We start from the raw sequence: 18,268 nt of genomic DNA on the forward strand, positions 1-18,268 counted from the left end.
AGGTTCAATTAGCGATACTCAAACCATTTATCGATATGAACATATATTAAGGACACACACTATGCTCAGGCGCACCAAGATTGTTGCCACCCTCGGCCCCGCCACCGACAGTGTGGAATCGCTGGCCGGCATTATTGCGGCAGGTGTGGACGTTACCCGCCTGAACTTTTCCCACGGCAGTGCCGAAGAGCACATTGAACGAGCCCGTCGTGTGCGAGAGGCCGCCGCAGCGCAAGGGCGCTTTGTAGCCTTACTGGCCGACCTGCAAGGCCCGAAACTGCGAATTGCCCGTTTCGCCGAGAACAAGGTAACCCTGAAGCGTGGCCAGACATTTATCCTGGACGCCACTATGGATAAAGAAGCCGGCACCAACCAATGTGTTGGCATTGATTACGAGGAATTGATCAACGACGTCACGGCCGGAGACATTCTGGTGCTGGACGATGGCCGCATCGAAATGGAAGTGAACGCCGTCGATGGCCATAGCATCACCTCAACCGTTCTGATCGGCGGGCCCTTGTCGAACAACAAAGGGCTCAACAAGCGCGGCGGTGGCTTATCAGCCGATGCCCTGACCGATAAAGACAAACGCGATATCGTCACCGCAGCCCAGTTAGGCGCAGACTACGTAGCGGTCTCTTTTGTTCGCACCGCGGAAGACATGCACATTGCGCGGCGCCTGCTCAAAGAGGCCGGCTCAAAAGCGGGCCTGGTTGCCAAGATAGAGCGCGCCGAACTGGCTCACGACAATGACGCTCTGGACGCCGTTATCGAAGCCTCAGACGCGGTCATGGTCGCCCGGGGCGATCTGGCGGTCGAAATCGGTGATGCCGAACTGGTGGGCGTTCAAAAGCACATTATTTCCCGCGCCCGGGTTCTGAATCGAGTGGTGATAACCGCCACCCAAATGATGGAATCGATGATTACCAATCCGATGCCGACTCGCGCGGAGGTTTCCGACGTAGCCAACGCAGTCATGGACTACACCGATGCCGTGATGCTGTCTGCCGAAACGGCCGTCGGTGACTATCCGCTGGAAGCAGTCGAAGCCATGGTTCGAATCTGCCTGGGCGCAGAGCGCCACCCATCGATGCACCAGTCCAAGCATCGGATTCACGAAAGCATGCAGAAGGTGGACGAGGCCATCGCCCTGTCGGCCATGTACGCGGCCAACCATCTGCAAGGTGTGGCCGCCATCATTTGCCTGACCGAAACCGGATCAACGCCGCGACTGATGTCCAGAATCAAATCCAGCCTGCCGATTTTTGCCTTTTCCCGGCACCACGCCACTCAGCATCGGGTAGCGCTGTTCAGGGGTGTTCAGACCGTACCTTTTGACTCAGCCCAACTGGCCCATGAGCAAGTCAATGCGCTGGCTGTCAAAGAGCTGGAAAACCGAGGCATTGTGCAAGCGGGCGACCTGGTAGTGTTGACCAAAGGCGATTACATCAACGCTCAGGGCGGCACAAACTCCATGAAAATCGTTCAGGTTGGCTCAGACATCCGCTGAGCCGCAAACCATTAACCGGTTTTCAGACTGGCAAGGCTGGCGCGCGCGATTTCAGTGATCCTCGCCCAGTCCTTGTTGGCGACGGCATCGTCTGGTGTCAGCCAGGTACCCCCAACCGTTACGACGCTCTGCAACGCCAGATAATCAGCCGCCGTGTTCTGGCGGATACCCCCTGTCGGGCAGAACGCCACATCCGGAAAAGGCCCCGAAAAAGCCTTCAATGCCGGGATCCCTCCGGACACCTCTGCGGGAAAGAATTTGAAGTATCGGTATCCGTGGTTGTATCCCATCAGTAGTTCCGACGCTGTCGCAATGCCGGGTAACAAAGGTGCCTCTGAGGTCACGCCAAAGTCCAGAATGGCCTCGGTGACTCCGGGCGTAATGACAAACTGCGCGCCCGCTGCTTCCACCTGGCGATACTGGGCAATGCTGGTCACCGTTCCGGCCCCGACCCAGGCACCAGGCAGTTCCTCGCGAACCTTGCGTATGGCGTCTACACCAAACTCGGTTCGCAGGGTAATTTCCATCACCCTGAGCCCCCCCTCAAAAAGGGCGCGACACAAAGGCACCGCATCATCCGGATGGTGAATGGTAATAACCGGCATCAGGGGGGAGGCAAACAGCACTGCCCTGATCTGCTCCCGATGTTCCATCGACACTTGTGGCATAACACTCTCCTTGGTAAACCCTCGGCCTCAGGGGCTCCAATACACCTTCAAACCCGGTTTCAGAAACGCCCGCACCGGCATGGACTGCCAGTCATCCGGCTCTGCAATTGCTCGTGACAGGGTTTCAAGTTTGTCCTCGCCTTTCAGGTGCAATGCGGTAAAACCGGCACCGGACAACACTGGCAGGGTCAAGGTGACGCGCTGATGAGCCTGCGATGGCGGCGTCATTACAGCTGCCCGGCGTTCAGATTGCGCATTCATCGCCACCTTCAGCTCTGGAGCATCCGGGAAAAGCGACGCCGTGTGCCCGTCATTGCCCATCCCCAACACCAGTACATCCACCGGCAAGTGAAGTTCAGCCAGAGCGGACTCCAGGGCAGACCCAGCCTTAACGGCATCTTCCCCCGGCACCTTTAACGGAATAAATCTGGCAGTAGCCGCCGCGCCTTGCAGCAAATGCTCGCGCACCAACAGGGTATTACTGGCTGGATCGTCTTCCGGCACCCAGCGTTCGTCAGCCAACACAATGCAGACTCTGGACCAATCCAGAGCCTGGTCTCTTAATGCGTGAAAAAAGGGCAGCGGCGTCGAGCCACCGGAGACAACCAGGGCAGCACCCTTGCTCAAGGCCAGGCGATGCCGCAAGCACTCTGCCACATCCAGAGCAAGCTCAAGCGCAACGGCATCGGCATTTTCTCGAAAACAGCGTTCAATACCGTCTGGCAATATAAGGTCAGGCGTCCTCATACCAACTCCTGCCGTCCCGGGTGATCATGGCAATCGAGGCAACCGGCCCCCAGGTACCTGCCGCATAACGTTTGGGTGGTTCGCCACTGTCGTGCCAGTTACGGATAATCTGATCCACCCAGCGCCAGGCATGCTCGACCTCGTCGCGGCGTACAAACAGGTACTGATTGCCCCGCATCACCTCCCACAACAATCGCTCGTAGGCATCCGGAATCCGCTCCGTATCAAAGGTTTCAGAGAAAGTAAGCTCCAGAGGCCCCTGGCGCAGCCTCATGCCCTTGTCCAGCCCCTGATCCTTGGTCAGAATTTTGAGGGCCATGCCTTCGTCTGGCTGCAGTCGAATGATCAGTTTGTTATTGGCTAAATGCTTCTGATCGGGATCAAAAATGTAATGAGGAGCCGGTTTGAAGTGGATAATAATCTGAGACATTTTCTCTGGCATCCGCTTGCCGGTTCGAACGTAAAAAGGCACGCCGGACCAGCGCCAATTGTCGATCTCTACCTTGAGCGCCACAAAGGTCTCGGTCTCACTGCCTTTATTGGCCCCGTCCTCTTGCAGATAACCGGGCACCGGCTTGCCGTCACTGGTACCGGCGGTGTATTGGCCGCGCACTACCGTCTGCTCCATAGTATCCGGAGTGACCCGTTTCAGCGCTTTCAGTACCTTGACCTTCTCATCCCGAATGCTGTCGGCCGACAGGTCAGAGGGTGGGTCCATGGCAATCAGGCACAGAAGCTGCAACAGATGGTTCTGGATCATGTCCCGTATCTGGCCGGCTTTATCAAAGTAGCCCCAGCGGCCCTCAATGCCCATGGATTCGGCAACGGTAATTTCAACGTGAGAGATGTGGTTCTGATCCCACTGTGACGCGAACAGATTATTGGCAAAGCGCAGTGCAATCAGATTCTGGACCGTTTCTTTTCCCAGATAGTGGTCGATTCGGAACAGCTGGCTTTCGTGGTAGACCTCCGCTAGTTCGTCGTTGATCACTTTGGACGAGTCCAGATCGTGGCCGATCGGCTTCTCCACCACCACGCGTGTGCGCTCGGTGCAACAACTCTGGGCGCGAAGGTTGCGTGCGATCACGCCGTACATCGCCGGCGGTGTCGCCATATAAACGATCAGTTGATTATTGGATGAACGCCACTCGTTCAGCGCCTCGTAACCTTCGGTATTGTTAAAGTCCAGGCACAGATAATTGACTCGCTCTACAAACCGTTCCGCCAGTGCGTCATCAAACTCATCAGGCTTGATCTGCGCCTTCAGCCTGGCCTTAAAGCGATCACGCATTTCCTGCTCACTGGCATCTGTGCGGGCAATCGCCAGAACCCGGCTGTCCTGGGCAAGCAGACCCGCCCGGGCCAGTTGATACAAAGCAGGAAATAACTTGCGTTGCGCCAGGTCACCGGAAGCGCCAAACATCATCAGATCGCAGGACGCTTGCACGTTATCTGCCATTCCATTTCTCCCTGCCTCTCTACACCATACCGAGACGGCCATGTCGTAACTTTACCCAAATAATGACACCAGCCAGCATGCAATCCAAGCCTGACCGGCAATGTTGATACAATTACTACCCGATCAACCGTCAAAACACGGTATAATCTGCCGGTTTTCCAATCCTAATTGCCTGCACATCAGGGAGTACACAGCATGGCGGCAAGTACGGCGCACCGAGACGACAATCTGCTCGAAGACATCAAGAGTCGACTGGAAACTCTTAATAAATCCGAGCGCAAGGTTGCTGAAGCCATTCTGCGAGACCCAAGTGCGGCCACCCGATACAGCATCGCAGCGCTGGCCCGGGCAGCCAACGTCAGTGAACCCACGGTCAATCGCTTTTGTCGGGGCTTTTCCGCCACGGGCTTTCCGGATTTCAAAATCCGTCTGGCTCAGAGCATCGCCACAGGCACACCGTATGTCGGCCAAGACATAGAGCCCGATGACACTGTCGCCGAATTTGCCAATAAAATCATGCTAAGCACCATCGCCAGCCTCGACAAGGCCCGACAAGCCCTTGATCCGAAAGCCATTGCTATCGTCATCGATTATTTGATACAGGCCAAGCAAATCAGCTTTTTTGGCATGGGCGGTTCCGCCTCCGTGGCGATGGATGCCCAACATAAGTTTTTCCGATTCAACATCCCGGTATCGTCCTACGACGATGCTCTGATGCAGCGCATGATCGCCGCCGGTGCTGGCGTGGGCGACGCCATCGTACTGATCTCTTACACCGGGCGCACCCGAGAAGCCGTCGAAATTGCCCACCTGGCTCGCGCAAACGGTGCGACGGTGATCGGAATCACAAACCCGGATTCTCCACTGGCAGAAGCCTGCACAGCGGTGCTCGGGGTGACGGCCCCGGAAGACACTGAAGTCTATATGCCCATGTCATCCCGGATCATTCACCTGACGGTGATTGATATTCTTGCCACTGGCGTCACGCTCAAGCGTGGCCCGGACTTCCTCGAACACCTGAAGAAGATCAAAGAAAGCCTGAGAGCCACCCGTTTTCCACTAAACTGAAAGCCGGGTTTGCCGGCTTCGCCGGGCAAACAAAAAAAGGGTGCCGAAGCACCCTTTTTTTATTTGCCAACCAGGCTCAATTCCGGTCAACCTTTGCCTCATTTCTGAGATACTGCTGGTAGGCAGCGTATTCTCGCTGGCCTTCAAGCTGTGTCAGGAACTGACGCAACTGCTGAAACTCTACGCCGGCGGTATCGACATCGCCTTCTTGCACCGCATCCACCAGAATGATGGCGGCTTCGCGCTGGCCGACCGCCTTGCCTACCGAAGGCTTATCAGCTTCAGGACGAGACATCGCAAACGCACGCTGAACCACAAACTGACTCAGACCAGAACCGTCGCGACCTTGACCTTCAAACTGCTGCCACTCACCTGCGTTCAAGGCCTCTGGCTGATCACCAGACTCAAGTGCAGCCATCAGCTCATCAACCCGGGCCTCCAGGGCTTCGCGGGTTTTCCGAGCTTCCAGGCGCGCCTGGATGTCGTCACGAACGCTTGCCAGCTCACGTTGACGCGGCTCGAAGTATTCGCGCACGCGCGCCACGACCGACACGTTATCGCCTACGTCGATCAGCTCGGTGTTAAAGCCCCCTTCAAGAACGTCGCCAGAAAACAGCTGACGTACCAGTCCGGCATGATCAAACGGTGCCACACCACCGTCGCGAGTAACGCCATCGACCGAGCGCACTTCAAGCCCCAACTCCTCAGCTGGACCGGCCAGGTCGTCAGCCGCATAAGCAGCATCAGCTAACTGCGCGCGCACTTCAGCAAAACGCTCACTCGCAAGGGTGCGGGCCAACTCATCGCGAAGCTCCGCGCGCAATTCGTCAAAAGATGGAACATCTGAGCGTCGAACATCGTCCAGTCTGATCAGGTGAACACCAAAACTGGTTTCTACGGGCTCAGAGATCTCGCCCTCAGCCAAGGCAAACAATGCTTCCTCGAACGACTCGTCATAAACGCCACGTCCGGCAAAACCCAAATCCCCGCCATCTCGGGCAGAAATCGTATCTACCGAGAATTCCTGAGCAAGCTCCGCAAACGATTCACCAGCGTCAAGGCGTTCCAGAATAGTGGCGAGCGTTGCCTCCGCCTCTGCGCCGGAATCGATCAGGATGTGAGCAGCACGACGTTCTTCGCGGGCGTACTCTTCCGCACGCTCTTCGTAATAGGCTTGCAGATCGCCTTCCCCAACCTCGACGGCGTCGGCCAGCGCGCCAAGTGACAGCGAAATATAGGCTACATTCACCTGCTCCGGCTCCCGGAACTCAGCAGCGTTATCATCATAGTATGCCCGGACATCGTCTTCTGTTACGACAATCTGATCGGCCAGGGAATCAGCACTAACGGTCAGCACCCGGAAGTCCCGAGTCTGGTTCTGAATACGGAGCAGTTGTGAGGCATTGTCGCCGGCCACCAGACCAGTCTGGGCAATGGATGCCCGAATTTGATTAATCACGTAGTTTTTGCGCATGTTCTCGCGGAATTCGCCGACACCCATACCGAAGTTGCGCACGGTGGCGACAAAGCGGTCACGATTGAACTGGCCACCAATCTGGAACTGGGGCATCTGGGTAATCAATGCGTCTATGTCATCATCTGACAACTCCAGGCCTTGTTCCTGTGCATCCAGAATCAAAACCCGCTCCTGGATCAATGCTTCAAGCACGTCCTGGCGAATTTGATCTTCGTCCAGCATAGCGGAATCCGGATTCTCCATCTGGGAAAGCCGTTGCTGTGTCTCCAGCTGAACGGTACGTAAAAATTCCCGCTCGGTTATCGACTCCCCGTTTACTGAGGCTACTTCCGGCTCTCCGGAAAACCCACCAATGATGGCGTCCATCCCCCAGATCGACAGAGAAACGATCAAAAGGCCGATAATAACCTTTGCGATGGTGCCCTGGGCATTATCCCGAATATCTTGAAGCATGTTGTTCCTGAATCCCTGTCAAGGTCCTGATGGAGGTGGCTGCGAGGTGCGAGCCCGGCTGCCCCATTCAAATGCAAAAAGGCGCACCCTGAACGGAATGCGCCTTGAATTCTCTTGGCAGCTTTCGCAAGCGAAAGTTGCCAAAAAAGAGCCTTTACTTAACGGCGTCTTTCAGGGCCTTGCCTGCTTTGAATCCAGGCACTTTGGAGGCCGCTATCTTGATTTCAGCGCCAGTCTGCGGGTTACGGCCGGTACGAGCGGCACGATCCTTGACAGAAAAGGTACCAAAGCCGATCAGAGTGACTTGATCGCCTTTTTTCAGAGCACCGGTGATAGAGTTGGTCATTGCGTCAAGCGCACGGCCAGCTGCTGCTTTAGAGATGTCTGCGGACTCTGCAATTGCGTCGATAAGTTCGGACTTGTTCACACTAAACCCCTTCGATTTCAGGTTGAAGATGTTCTAGGTCGGTTTGTTTTTCGAGGACATTCCCGACTATCGCATAAGCGGTCGGAGAATTCCATTCTTCAGTTTTCTTATTCCATTCGGTGTTTAACCGGCATTCGGAATAGGCACTTACTGCGCGGGAGCCCTTGCTATTGGCTGCTTCACGGCGAAACAGTTATACCAACGGGCTCTCAGGCATGTCAACAACTCATCCGGTGTTTAATGTGTATTTATGCGCTCGGCAGCATCGCCACCATCATCACCTGCTTTGGATGCGGGGCTCTTTTCGGCCGATTCCGCGGTGCGAGGTTCCGGTGGATACGCCAGCGCAACATCCAGAACTTCATCAATCCACTTGGCCGGAATAATCTCCAGAGACTCTTTTATGTTCTCTGGTATCTCTTTGAGATCCCTGACATTTTCATCAGGGATAATGACGGTCTTGATTCCGCCCCGGTGAGCAGCAAGAAGCTTCTCCTTCAGGCCTCCAATGGGCAGAACGCGTCCTCTCAAAGTGATCTCGCCGGTCATCGCAACGTCTGCCCGAACCGGTATTTTAGTCAGGGCAGAAACCAATGCTGTGCACATGCCAATACCGGCACTGGGACCATCTTTTGGCGTTGCACCTTCCGGAACATGCACGTGAAGATCGTGCTTTTCATGGAAATCATCGCTGATTCCAAGACCCGCAGCCCGGCTGCGTACAACCGTTAAAGCCGTCTGAATCGACTCCTGCATGACATCACCGAGGGAGCCGGTTTTAACCACTCGTCCCTTGCCGGCGGTCAGTGCGCACTCAATGGTCAGCAGTTCGCCGCCCACCTGAGTCCAGGCCAGACCGGTCACCTGTCCTATTTCGTTCTTCTCTTCAGCAAGACCGTACTTGAACTTCTTGACCCCCGAGTAGTCCTCGAGCATCTCCTGGGTAATGGTTACAGAGGCCTTGTCGTTGCTCTCAACATGCTCCCTGACCACCTTACGGCAAATCTTGGCAATCTCCCGCTCCAGACCCCGTACGCCCGCCTCTCGCGTGTAATACCGGATCAGGTCGCGTAACGTAGCTTCTGAAAGGTTCAGTTCATTCTTGCGCAGACCGTTCGCCTTGATCTGTTTCGGCAACAGATAGCGCAAGGCAATGTTCACCTTTTCATCCTCTGTGTAACCGGGGATCCGAATAATCTCCATTCGGTCCAGCAACGCCGATGGAATGTCCATGGAGTTGGAGGTGCAAACAAACATGACGTCGGAGAGGTCATAATCCACTTCAAGATAATGGTCGTTGAAGGTGTGATTCTGCTCAGGGTCCAGCACTTCCAGCAACGCAGAAGCGGGATCGCCACGGTGGTCCATACCCATCTTGTCGATTTCATCAAACAGGAACAGCGGGTTTTTCACACCAACCTTTGACAACTTTTGCAGTAACTTGCCCGGCAAAGCGCCAATGTAGGTTTTACGATGGCCACGGATTTCAGCCTCATCGCGCACGCCGCCGAGCGCCATCCGTGTGTATTTACGGTTGGTTGCCCGGGCAATGGATTGACCCAGCGAGGTCTTACCTACACCAGGCGGCCCAACCAGACACAGCACCGGCCCTTTGATCTTTTTCACCCGGCTTTGCACCGCCAGATACTCGAGAATGCGCTTTTTAACTTCGTCCAGACCGTAGTGGTCCTTGTCCAGAATCTCGCGGGCCTGCTCAAGATCATGGCGAACGCGACTGCGTTTTTTCCAGGGCACCGCCAGCATCCAGTCGATGTAACCGCGCACCACGGTCGCCTCGGCTGACATGGGCGACATCATCTTGAGCTTGTTGAGCTCCGCCTCGGTCTTTTTACGGGCTTCTTCCGGCAGTCCCGCTTCCTCAAGCTTTTGTTCCAGCTCTTCGAAATCGTTGTTGCCTTCGCCCAGGTTACCCATTTCTTTCTGGATAGCCTTCATCTGTTCATTCAGGTAATACTCGCGCTGACTGCGTTCCATCTGCTTTTTGACGCGGCCGCGGATGCGCTTTTCCACTTCAATCAAATCGATCTCGCCGTCCAGCTTACCCAGCAGGAGGTCTACCCGCCTGCGCACATCCAGGGCCTCGAGCAACTCCTGTTTTTCCGGAATCCGCATATCAAGGTGGGCTGCCATGGTATCGACCAGGCGCTCCAGTTCGTTAATGCCAGTTAGCGCATTGGATACCTCTGAGGGCACTTTTTTGGACAGTTTGACGTATTTCTCGAACTCATCCATCAAGGTCTTTGAGAGCACGTCTTCTTCACGCTCCGGAAGCGCATCTTCATCCATCAGAATGGCCTGACCGGACAAGTAATCAGCCTCTGAAATATCAGCAATGCTGGCCCGAGCGTTACCTTCCACCAACACTTTCACGGTGCCATCGGGGAGTCGGAGCATCTGCAGCACGGTTGCCAATGTGCCCATGGTAAACACATCGCCGGCACCCGGCTCATCGGTAGACGCATCTTTCTGGGCGACCAGAAGGATTTCCTTGCTGCCCTCCATCGCTGCCTCAAGGGCTTGAATGGACTTATCACGGCCCACAAACAACGGGACCACCATGTGCGGAAACACCACCACATCACGCAATGGAAGCAGCGGGTACTCTTGCACAGTTTCTTCGGATATACGGGTCATAGGGAATCCTCTGACAGCATTTGATTCAGCATATCACCCATCATTGGGGCGCAGACGGAAATTGCAATCTTTTTACAACGCAGAAAAACCGGCAAGCCACTTTCGCAAGCCATGAAAAAGGGGCGATAAACGCCCCCCTTTTTCAGATTACACCGGTTTGTTTGCAGTCGCCGGTATCAATCGTCCGGCACAGCCTTGGCGTGATCATTGTTGGCGTAGATCTTGAACGGCTCAGAATCACCACTGATCACACTTTCATCAATCACAACCTTGGATACATCATGCTCAGACGGAATCTGGTACATGGTATCAAGCAGGGTCGCTTCCATAATCGAGCGCAAGCCCCGGGCGCCCGTTTTACGCTCCATTGCTTTGCGCGCCACTGCCCGCAAGGCTTCCTGACGGAAATCCAGTTCGACACCTTCCATATCAAACAGCTTTTGATACTGCTTGGTCAGCGCGTTCTTTGGCTCGGTCAGAATCTGAACCAGAGCTTCCTCGTCAAGCTCGGTTAACGTTGCAACTACTGGCAGGCGGCCCACAAACTCCGGGATCAGACCAAACTTAACCAAATCCTCGGTCTCAACATCACGGATAATGTCGCCCGTGTTCTTGCTGTCGTCTGGACTCTTGACGGTTGCAGAGAAACCGATGGAACTACGATCAGAGCGCTCCTGGATAACTTTTTCCAGACCGGCGAAAGCACCACCACAAATAAACAGCATATTAGTGGTGTCCACTTGCAAGAATTCCTGCTGTGGATGCTTGCGACCACCCTGCGGGGGCACCGAAGCGACCGTGCCTTCAATCAGCTTCAACAACGCTTGCTGAACACCCTCACCAGAAACGTCACGGGTGATCGACGGGTTGTCAGATTTACGCGAGATCTTGTCAATCTCATCAATATAGACAATGCCTCGCTGGGCCTTATCGACATCGTAATCACACTTCTGCAGCAGCTTCTGGATGATATTCTCGACATCTTCACCCACGTAGCCGGCTTCGGTCAGCGTAGTCGCATCAGCGATCGTAAACGGTACGTTCAGCATGCGAGCCAGCGTTTCTGCCAACAACGTCTTACCACTACCTGTCGGGCCGATCAGCAAGATGTTGCTCTTGCCCAGCTCGACATCACTTTTGCCTTCGCCATAGCGCAGACGCTTGTAATGGTTATAGACCGCCACAGAGAGCACAACTTTGGCGCGATCCTGACCAATGACATACTCGTTTAAAGTTTCGCGGATTTCAGCCGGCGTAGGCAGGCGGTCGCTAGCTTCTTCCTGGGCGTTCTCCTGGATCTCCTCGCGAATGATGTCATTGCACAAATCAACACATTCGTCGCAGATGAACACCGAGGGCCCTGCAATGAGCTTACGGACTTCATGCTGGCTCTTTCCACAAAACGAGCAGTACAGCAACTTTCCGTTATCGTCGCCTCTGCCGTTTCTTTCATCTGCCATTGAAATACCTCTGTTCTTCATTGGCCGGGGTTACACAACAATACGCCAGCCAGGAATGATGCGATGACTTTCAGTATTATTTATTCGGTACGCGCTTATCAAGTACTGTATCAATCAACCCGTACTCTTTAGCCTGGCTCGGATCCATGAAGTTATCGCGGTCGGTATCCCGGCTAATGGTTTCGAGATCCTGACCAGTATGCTGCGAAAGGATCGAGTTCAGGGTGTTACGGATCTTGAGAATTTCACGAGTGTGGATCTCGATATCCGAAGCCTGACCCTGATACCCACCCAGCGGCTGGTGAATCATCACACGCGAATTGGGCAGACAAGCACGCTTACCCTTGGTGCCACCGGCAAGCAGGAACGCTCCCATACTGGCCGCCTGACCAATGCATAAGGTAGATATATCGGGCTTAACGAACTGCATGGTGTCATAAATCGACATACCTGCAGACACCGAACCACCCGGGCTGTTGATGTAGAGGTGAATGTCTTTGTCCGGATTTTCGGATTCCAGGAACAGCAACTGGGCAACCACCAGGTTGGCCATGTGGTCCTCAACCTGGCCCACCAGAAAGATCACCCGCTCTTTGAGCAGACGAGAGTAAATATCAAAGGAACGCTCTCCGCGTGCCGTCTGTTCAATTACCATCGGCACCAGACCGGCGTTGGTAATCATGGTAGGGCCATCAATCGGTTTCTGCGTCATGTGCGCCTGAACTCCTTATGGACAATGGGCATGGACTCCTCAAGCAGGATATCCATAAATCACAGTCGAATTGTGTTTATACTCTGCCATCACTGGGCCCAGATGAAAACAGCCGGACACACCGGCTGTTTCCAGAAAGCAATTCCGGGCAAGCCCGGGGTGATCAGCGCTGGGGCTGACCCGCCTGAACCGCTTCCTCGTACTTCATCTTCTTCTCAACTACCTTGGCCTGGCCAAGTACGAGGTCGACGACCGCGTCTTCCAGGACAGAGGCCTCGATCTGAGCCTTCTGATCCGGATTGCTGCTGAAGTGCGCAATCACTTCTTCAGGCTGTTCATACGTAGATGCGATCTCCTGGATCTTTTCATCCACTTGCGCAGGCTCTGCTTTCAGCTCGTTTTTCTTGACGACTTCCTGGAACAACAGGCCTGTCTTGACGCGACGCTTGGCCTGATCTTCAAAGATTTCCTTTGGCAGCTGCTGGAAATCTACCTGACCACCGAAACGCTGAACAGCGTCCTGGCGCAGACGGTCAATTTCCTGATCAATCAGAGCGGCCGGAATGTCCAGCTCGGTGGTGGCCAGCAAACCGTCGACAACGTCATTTTTGACCTTGTTAGACACGGCCTGCTTGAGCTCACGCTCCATATTCTTTTTTACTTCTTCACGGAAAGCCGCTTCGTCTTCCGCATCAATACCGAACTTCTGGAAGAACTCCTGGTTCAGCTCGGGCAGCTGAGGCTCTTCAACCTTGTGAATCTTGATTTCGAACTTGGCAGGCTTGCCGGCCAGATCTTCGTTCTGGTAATCCTCAGGGAAGGTCACTTCAATTTCCAGCTCTTCGCCGGTCTTGCCGCCAACGATACCCTTCTCAAAGCCAGGGATCATCTGACCTGAGCCCAGAGTCAAACGATGACCTTCGGCGGCACCGCCTTCAAACTCTTCACCGTCGATAGAACCCTTGAAATCAATGGTCACTACATCCTTATTCTTGGACTTGCGCTTGACTTCCTTCATGGTCGCCTGCTGGCCGCGCAGATTATCAATCATAGTGTCAATATCTTTATCGGCAACTTCTGCGATCGGCTTCTCAACTTCAACCTTGCTCAGGTCGCCCAGCTCGATTTCTGGCAGCACTTCGAAGATGGCTACGAATTCGAGGTCTTTACCCTCTTCCATGCTCTTCGGCTCAAATTTGGGCCAACCAGCCGGATTGACGTCCTGCTCCTGCAGTGCCTTGATGTAGTTGTCGCGCATCGCTTCACCAACCACTTCCTGGCGAACGCTTTCGCCGAAACGACGCTTGACCACGCTCATGGGCACCTTGCCGGGACGGAAACCGTTCAGGCGAACCGTGCGAGCAGTTTCCTGCAGGCGTTTCTGAACCGCTTGGTCGATTTCCTGGGCGGGCACACCAATCGTCATGCGACGCTCGATGTTAGAGGTCGTTTCAACAGACACTTGCATGGAGATTCCTCAAATTACAGATTCTGTATGTGGATGAAAATTAAATCAAAATCCCGGACGGAGCGCTTTACCCCAAAGGGACGCAAAATTAAAAGCCGGTAGTTTATCACGGTTTACCCCGCCGAGAGAATCACCCGGTAAAGCGCAGTGATGGTTTGAGACCAGGAACACAACCGGAGCTACAGAAAACAGTGGGGGCATTGCAAGAAAAAGAAAGGGTGGTGCGAGAGGAGAGACTCGAACTCTCACAGGTTTCCCCGCTGGAACCTAAATCCAGTGCGTCTACCAATTCCGCCACTCTCGCGTATCCGGCGCTGCTCTCAAACCTTCAGAACATGCGGAAGTCATAACAGGGGAAAAGTGGGGTGGACGAAGGGGATCGAACCCTCGACCGCAGGAGTCACAATCCTGAGCTCTACCAACTGAGCTACGTCCACCACATCAGGACAGTGCTTTTCAGCACCTACTTCAATTACTGTAACTTTGCTGGTTTGGCGATCCCGGCCCTGACCAGACCGACGACCTAATGGCGCGCCCGGCAGGACTCGAACCTGCGACCACCCGCTTAGAAGGCGGGTGCTCTATCCAGCTGAGCTACGGGCGCTTGACCGTTCGCCCACCTGAACATCCAGAAAATGGTCGGGGTAGAGAGATTCGAACTCCCGACATCCTGCTCCCAAAGCAGGCGCGCTACCAGACTGCGCTATACCCCGTAAACTGAACAACAAGTGCTTCAGCAAAGTTGGCGCGCATATTACCGGCGGCTTCGGCATCCGTCAACACGGATTTTGAAAAATATAAATAAAACAGTGATTCTGGCCGCCAACCATGACCCAAAACCCTTCTTGATCAGAACGTCACCTACCCGCACGCCACGTTGGCGTTCATGCCGAAGCATGAGACAATGCCCGGCATTCGCTTCCCCATTATTCATGCCCAACCGACAAGATGGAATCATGAGCGCCAAACTGATTAACGGAAAAGAAATCGCCGCCCAGGTCCGGCAACGCGTTGCTGCCGGCGTTGAAACCCGCAAACACAGGGGCCTGAGAGCGCCCGGCCTGGCGGTTGTTCTGGTCGGAAACGATCCGGCTTCGCAAGTTTATGTCGGCAACAAGCGTAAAGCCTGCGACGAGGCTGGCATCGTGTCGCTGTCCTATGACCTGCCAGAGGACACCTCACAAGCAGTGCTGGAAACACTGATTGATGAATTGAACGAGAACCCGGCAATCGACGGCATTTTGGTGCAGTTACCCCTGCCCTCTCATCTCGACGCAGATCCCATCCTGGTAAAGATCCGGCCCGACAAAGACGTTGACGGCTTTCACCCATACAACATCGGCCGCCTGATGCAGCGCAAGCCCACCCTGCGCCCCTGCACTCCCGCTGGCGTGATCACCCTGCTCGACTCTATTGGCACCCCCTATAAAGGCCAGCACGCGGTGATTGTGGGCGCCTCCAACATCGTTGGCCGACCGATGAGCATGGAACTGCTGCTAAAAGGAGCCACCACCACCGTATGCCATCGCTTTACCAATAACCTGGAAAAGTTTGTCGGTGAGGCCGACATCCTGGTTGCCGCGGTCGGCAAACCTGGCATCATCAAAGGCGAATGGGTCAAGCCGGGCGCAACCGTCATTGATGTCGGCATCAACCGGATGGACGACGGCAAACTGCGTGGCGACGTCGATTTCGAAGCCGCCGCCCAACGCGCCGCCTACATCACTCCGGTGCCCGGCGGCGTAGGCCCGATGACCATCGCCACGTTGCTGGAGAACACCCTGTACGCAGCGGATGTGCTGCACAGCGTCTGACCCACTTTTTCCCGGCTTGGCACCGCACACGAACCCATGGGTTTGGCAGATCGGCGCCGGCAGAGGGGTGGGGTCTGACCCCAAGGGGTCAGACCCCTTTGTAGCCTGCCCCATAAAAAACCCCGCCGGAGCGGGGTTTTTTATGGCTGAGCGGCTTACTCGCCCGCTTTCACCTTCAGGCGATAGGCGTGCAGCAGCGGCTCGGTATAGCCACTGGGCTGTTCGCGGCCCTTGAGAACCAGGTCCAGCGCCGCCTGGAAGGCGATACCGTCGAAGCCTGGAGCCATCGGGCGGTAGGCCGGATCGCTGGCGTTCTGGCGATCAACAACCGCAGCCATGCGCTTCATGGTTTCGAGGATCTGCGCTTCGGTGCAAACGCCGTGGTGCAGCCAATTAGCCAGCAACTGGGAGGCAATACGCAGGGTTGCACGGTCTTCCATCAGGCCGATGTCGTTGATGTCGGGTACCTTCGAGCAACCAACACCCTGATCGATCCAGCGCACAACGTAACCCAGGATGCCTTGGGCGTTGTTGTCCAGCTCCTGCTGGATATCGGCGTCGGTCAGGGCCGACGGATCGTCCATCACCGGCACGGTCAGGATATCTTCCAGCGCCGCACGCTGGCGGCTGGCCAGCTCTTTCTGCACGTCGAACACGTTCACCTGATGGTAATGGGTGGCATGCAGTGTAGCGGCCGTCGGGGACGGAACCCAGGCGGTGTTGGCACCGGATTTCGGGTGGCCGATCTTCTGCTCGAGCATGCCCGCCATCAGGTCCGGCATGGCCCACATGCCTTTACCGATCTGGGCGACGCCGGAGAAACCGGTTTCCAGACCAATATCGACGTTCCACTGCTCGTAGGCGCCAATCCACGTTGCCTGCTTCATCTGGCCCTTACGGATGAACGGGCCCAGTTCCATGGAGGTGTGAATCTCATCACCGGTGCGATCCAGGAAGCCAGTATTGATGAACACAGCGCGCTCTTTAGCGGCATGGATACAGGCCTTCAGGTTAACGGTGGTACGACGCTCTTCGTCCATGATACCGACTTTCAGGGTGAAGCGCGGCAGGCCGAGGGCATCTTCGACACGGCCGAAGAACTCGTTGGTAAATGCCACCTCTTCCGGGCCGTGCATTTTCGGCTTAACAATGTAGACAGAACCCTTGGTGCTGTTCTGAAACTGGCCGCTGCCGTTCAGGTCGTGGATAGCGATCAGGGAGGTCAGCAGACCGTCCATCAGGCCTTCCGGAATCTCGTTGCCATCTTTCAGCAGCACCGCCGGGTTGGTCATCAGATGACCGACGTTACGGACGAACATCAGGCTGCGGCCCTTCAGGGTCAGCTCACTGCCGTCTGCAGCGGTGTAGCTGCGGTCCGGGTTCATGCGGCGGGTCATCTGCTGGCCACCCTTCTCGAACGACTCTTCCAGATTGCTCTTCATCAGGCCCAGCCAGTTCTTGTAGGCCAGCACCTTGTCTTCCGCATCCACCGCGGCAACGGAGTCTTCGCAGTCCATGATGGTGGTCAGGGCCGACTCCATCAGTACGTCTTTAACGTGTGCACCGTCATCCTTGCCAATCGGATGGCTGGCATCGATCTGGATTTCGAAGTGCATGCCGTTCTTCACCAGCAGCAGCCCGGTCGGCTCGCTGGCTGCACCGACAAAGCCAACAAAACCGGACTCATCTTTCAGGCCGGTGACGTCGCCGTTCTGCAGCTTGACCACCAGCTTGCCGCCATCAACGTAGTACCTGGCTGCATCCTTATGGCTACCAGCAGCCAAAGGCGCGGAGCTGTCTAGCAGGTTGCGGGCCCACTCAATGACTTTGGCACCACGGACGGGATTGTAGCCGCGCCCCTTCTCGGCACCGTTCTCCTCAGACAGTGCATCGGTGCCGTAGAGCGCGTCGTACAGGCTGCCCCAACGAGCGTTGGCGGCGTTCAGGGCAAAGCGGGCATTCATCACCGGCACCACGAGCTGCGGGCCGGCCATGGTGGCGATTTCCGGATCGACGTTGGAGGTGGAGATTTTGAACTCGCCGGGCTCGTCCACCAAATAGCCGATGTCTTTCAGGAATGACTTGTACTCGACCATGTCCAGCTTCTGGCCTTTGTGGTCACGGTTCCAGGTATCCAGTTTTTCCTGAATGGCGTCACGCTTGGCCAGCAGCTCACGGTTGCGCGGGGCCAGCTCGTTCACAATTTTGTCGAACTCTGCCCAGAATTTATCTGCGTCAATACCGGTGCCCGGGATCGCTTCGTTGTTTACGAAATCATACAGATTCTTCGCGACCTGAATGCCGCCAATTTGTACGCGTTCTGTCATCGTTGTCTGCCTCAATGGGTTAC

At 55.4% G+C, this 18,268-nt stretch carries 13 protein-coding genes and 4 tRNA genes; 3 read left to right on the top strand and 14 right to left on the bottom strand.

The window, feature by feature from the left end; all coding sequences use genetic code 11:
* Window positions 1-61 precede the first annotated feature (61 nt).
* A complete protein-coding gene (pyk, locus tag IBX51_RS00480; protein WP_291827427.1) occupies window positions 62-1,510 on the top strand; it encodes a pyruvate kinase in 1,449 nt (482 codons plus the stop codon).
* 11 nt (window positions 1,511-1,521) lie between these two features.
* Here pyk and IBX51_RS00485 read toward each other — a convergent pair whose 3' ends face one another.
* From IBX51_RS00485 to zwf, 3 genes are read right to left on the bottom strand one after another with little or no spacing between them, the layout of a single operon-like run.
* The gene (locus tag IBX51_RS00485; protein WP_291827430.1) at window positions 1,522-2,178 is read right to left on the bottom strand and encodes a bifunctional 4-hydroxy-2-oxoglutarate aldolase/2-dehydro-3-deoxy-phosphogluconate aldolase; all 657 of its coding nucleotides are present in this window, start codon (window positions 2,176-2,178) and stop codon (window positions 1,522-1,524) included.
* Window positions 2,179-2,205: 27 nt separating this feature from the next.
* Window positions 2,206-2,925, bottom strand: coding sequence for a 6-phosphogluconolactonase (gene pgl, locus IBX51_RS00490; protein WP_291827433.1), 720 nt, complete (start codon window positions 2,923-2,925; stop codon window positions 2,206-2,208).
* Window positions 2,912-4,384 (bottom strand): glucose-6-phosphate dehydrogenase, encoded by a 1,473-nt coding sequence (gene zwf, locus IBX51_RS00495; RefSeq protein WP_291827436.1) that lies wholly within the window; start codon window positions 4,382-4,384, stop codon window positions 2,912-2,914. Before zwf ends, pgl begins: the two co-directional genes overlap by 14 nt.
* Before the next feature lie 195 nt (window positions 4,385-4,579).
* Between zwf and IBX51_RS00500 the strand changes: the two genes are divergently transcribed.
* Window positions 4,580-5,452: a MurR/RpiR family transcriptional regulator gene (locus tag IBX51_RS00500; protein WP_291827439.1), complete on the top strand. Its 873-nt coding sequence runs from the start codon at window positions 4,580-4,582 to the stop codon at window positions 5,450-5,452.
* A gap of 76 nt (window positions 5,453-5,528) precedes the next feature.
* Here the strand turns inward: IBX51_RS00500 and IBX51_RS00505 are convergent, their stop codons facing one another.
* The 10 genes from IBX51_RS00505 to IBX51_RS00550 form a co-directional block, all read right to left on the bottom strand.
* Window positions 5,529-7,382 carry a SurA N-terminal domain-containing protein gene (locus IBX51_RS00505; protein ID WP_291827442.1) on the bottom strand — a complete coding sequence of 618 codons (1,854 nt, stop codon included), beginning with the start codon at window positions 7,380-7,382 and terminating at the stop codon, window positions 5,529-5,531.
* A 154-nt stretch (window positions 7,383-7,536) separates the two neighbouring features.
* Window positions 7,537-7,809 (bottom strand): HU family DNA-binding protein, encoded by a 273-nt coding sequence (locus tag IBX51_RS00510; protein WP_044386154.1) that lies wholly within the window; start codon window positions 7,807-7,809, stop codon window positions 7,537-7,539.
* A gap of 237 nt (window positions 7,810-8,046) precedes the next feature.
* Window positions 8,047-10,464: an endopeptidase La gene (gene lon, locus IBX51_RS00515; RefSeq protein WP_291827455.1), complete on the bottom strand. Its 2,418-nt coding sequence runs from the start codon at window positions 10,462-10,464 to the stop codon at window positions 8,047-8,049.
* A 176-nt stretch (window positions 10,465-10,640) separates the two neighbouring features.
* Window positions 10,641-11,924 carry an ATP-dependent Clp protease ATP-binding subunit ClpX gene (gene clpX, locus IBX51_RS00520; RefSeq protein WP_291827458.1) on the bottom strand — a complete coding sequence of 428 codons (1,284 nt, stop codon included), beginning with the start codon at window positions 11,922-11,924 and terminating at the stop codon, window positions 10,641-10,643.
* A gap of 76 nt (window positions 11,925-12,000) precedes the next feature.
* Complete coding sequence (gene clpP, locus IBX51_RS00525; protein ID WP_291827461.1) at window positions 12,001-12,636, bottom strand: ATP-dependent Clp endopeptidase proteolytic subunit ClpP; 636 nt, start codon at window positions 12,634-12,636, stop codon at window positions 12,001-12,003.
* A gap of 163 nt (window positions 12,637-12,799) precedes the next feature.
* Window positions 12,800-14,104 carry a trigger factor gene (tig, locus tag IBX51_RS00530; RefSeq protein ID WP_291827464.1) on the bottom strand — a complete coding sequence of 435 codons (1,305 nt, stop codon included), beginning with the start codon at window positions 14,102-14,104 and terminating at the stop codon, window positions 12,800-12,802.
* 219 nt (window positions 14,105-14,323) lie between these two features.
* Window positions 14,324-14,408: transfer RNA gene (locus IBX51_RS00535), tRNA-Leu, on the bottom strand.
* A gap of 57 nt (window positions 14,409-14,465) precedes the next feature.
* Window positions 14,466-14,541: transfer RNA gene (locus IBX51_RS00540), tRNA-His, on the bottom strand.
* Window positions 14,542-14,631: 90 nt separating this feature from the next.
* Window positions 14,632-14,708, bottom strand: a tRNA-Arg gene (locus IBX51_RS00545).
* Window positions 14,709-14,740: 32 nt separating this feature from the next.
* Window positions 14,741-14,817 (bottom strand) — tRNA-Pro (locus tag IBX51_RS00550).
* A gap of 243 nt (window positions 14,818-15,060) precedes the next feature.
* Here IBX51_RS00550 and folD point away from each other — a divergent pair.
* Window positions 15,061-15,918: a bifunctional methylenetetrahydrofolate dehydrogenase/methenyltetrahydrofolate cyclohydrolase FolD gene (gene folD / locus IBX51_RS00555; protein WP_291827466.1), complete on the top strand. Its 858-nt coding sequence runs from the start codon at window positions 15,061-15,063 to the stop codon at window positions 15,916-15,918.
* A gap of 155 nt (window positions 15,919-16,073) precedes the next feature.
* Here folD and IBX51_RS00560 read toward each other — a convergent pair whose 3' ends face one another.
* Entirely contained in the window at window positions 16,074-18,245 is a 2,172-nt protein-coding gene (locus tag IBX51_RS00560) for a malate synthase G (RefSeq protein ID WP_291827469.1), read from the bottom strand.
* Window positions 18,246-18,268 lie beyond the last annotated feature (23 nt).

Origin of the sequence: Marinobacter sp. (assembly GCF_014859525.1) — a bacterium.
In the GTDB taxonomy this organism is placed as follows: domain Bacteria; phylum Pseudomonadota; class Gammaproteobacteria; order Pseudomonadales; family Oleiphilaceae; genus Marinobacter.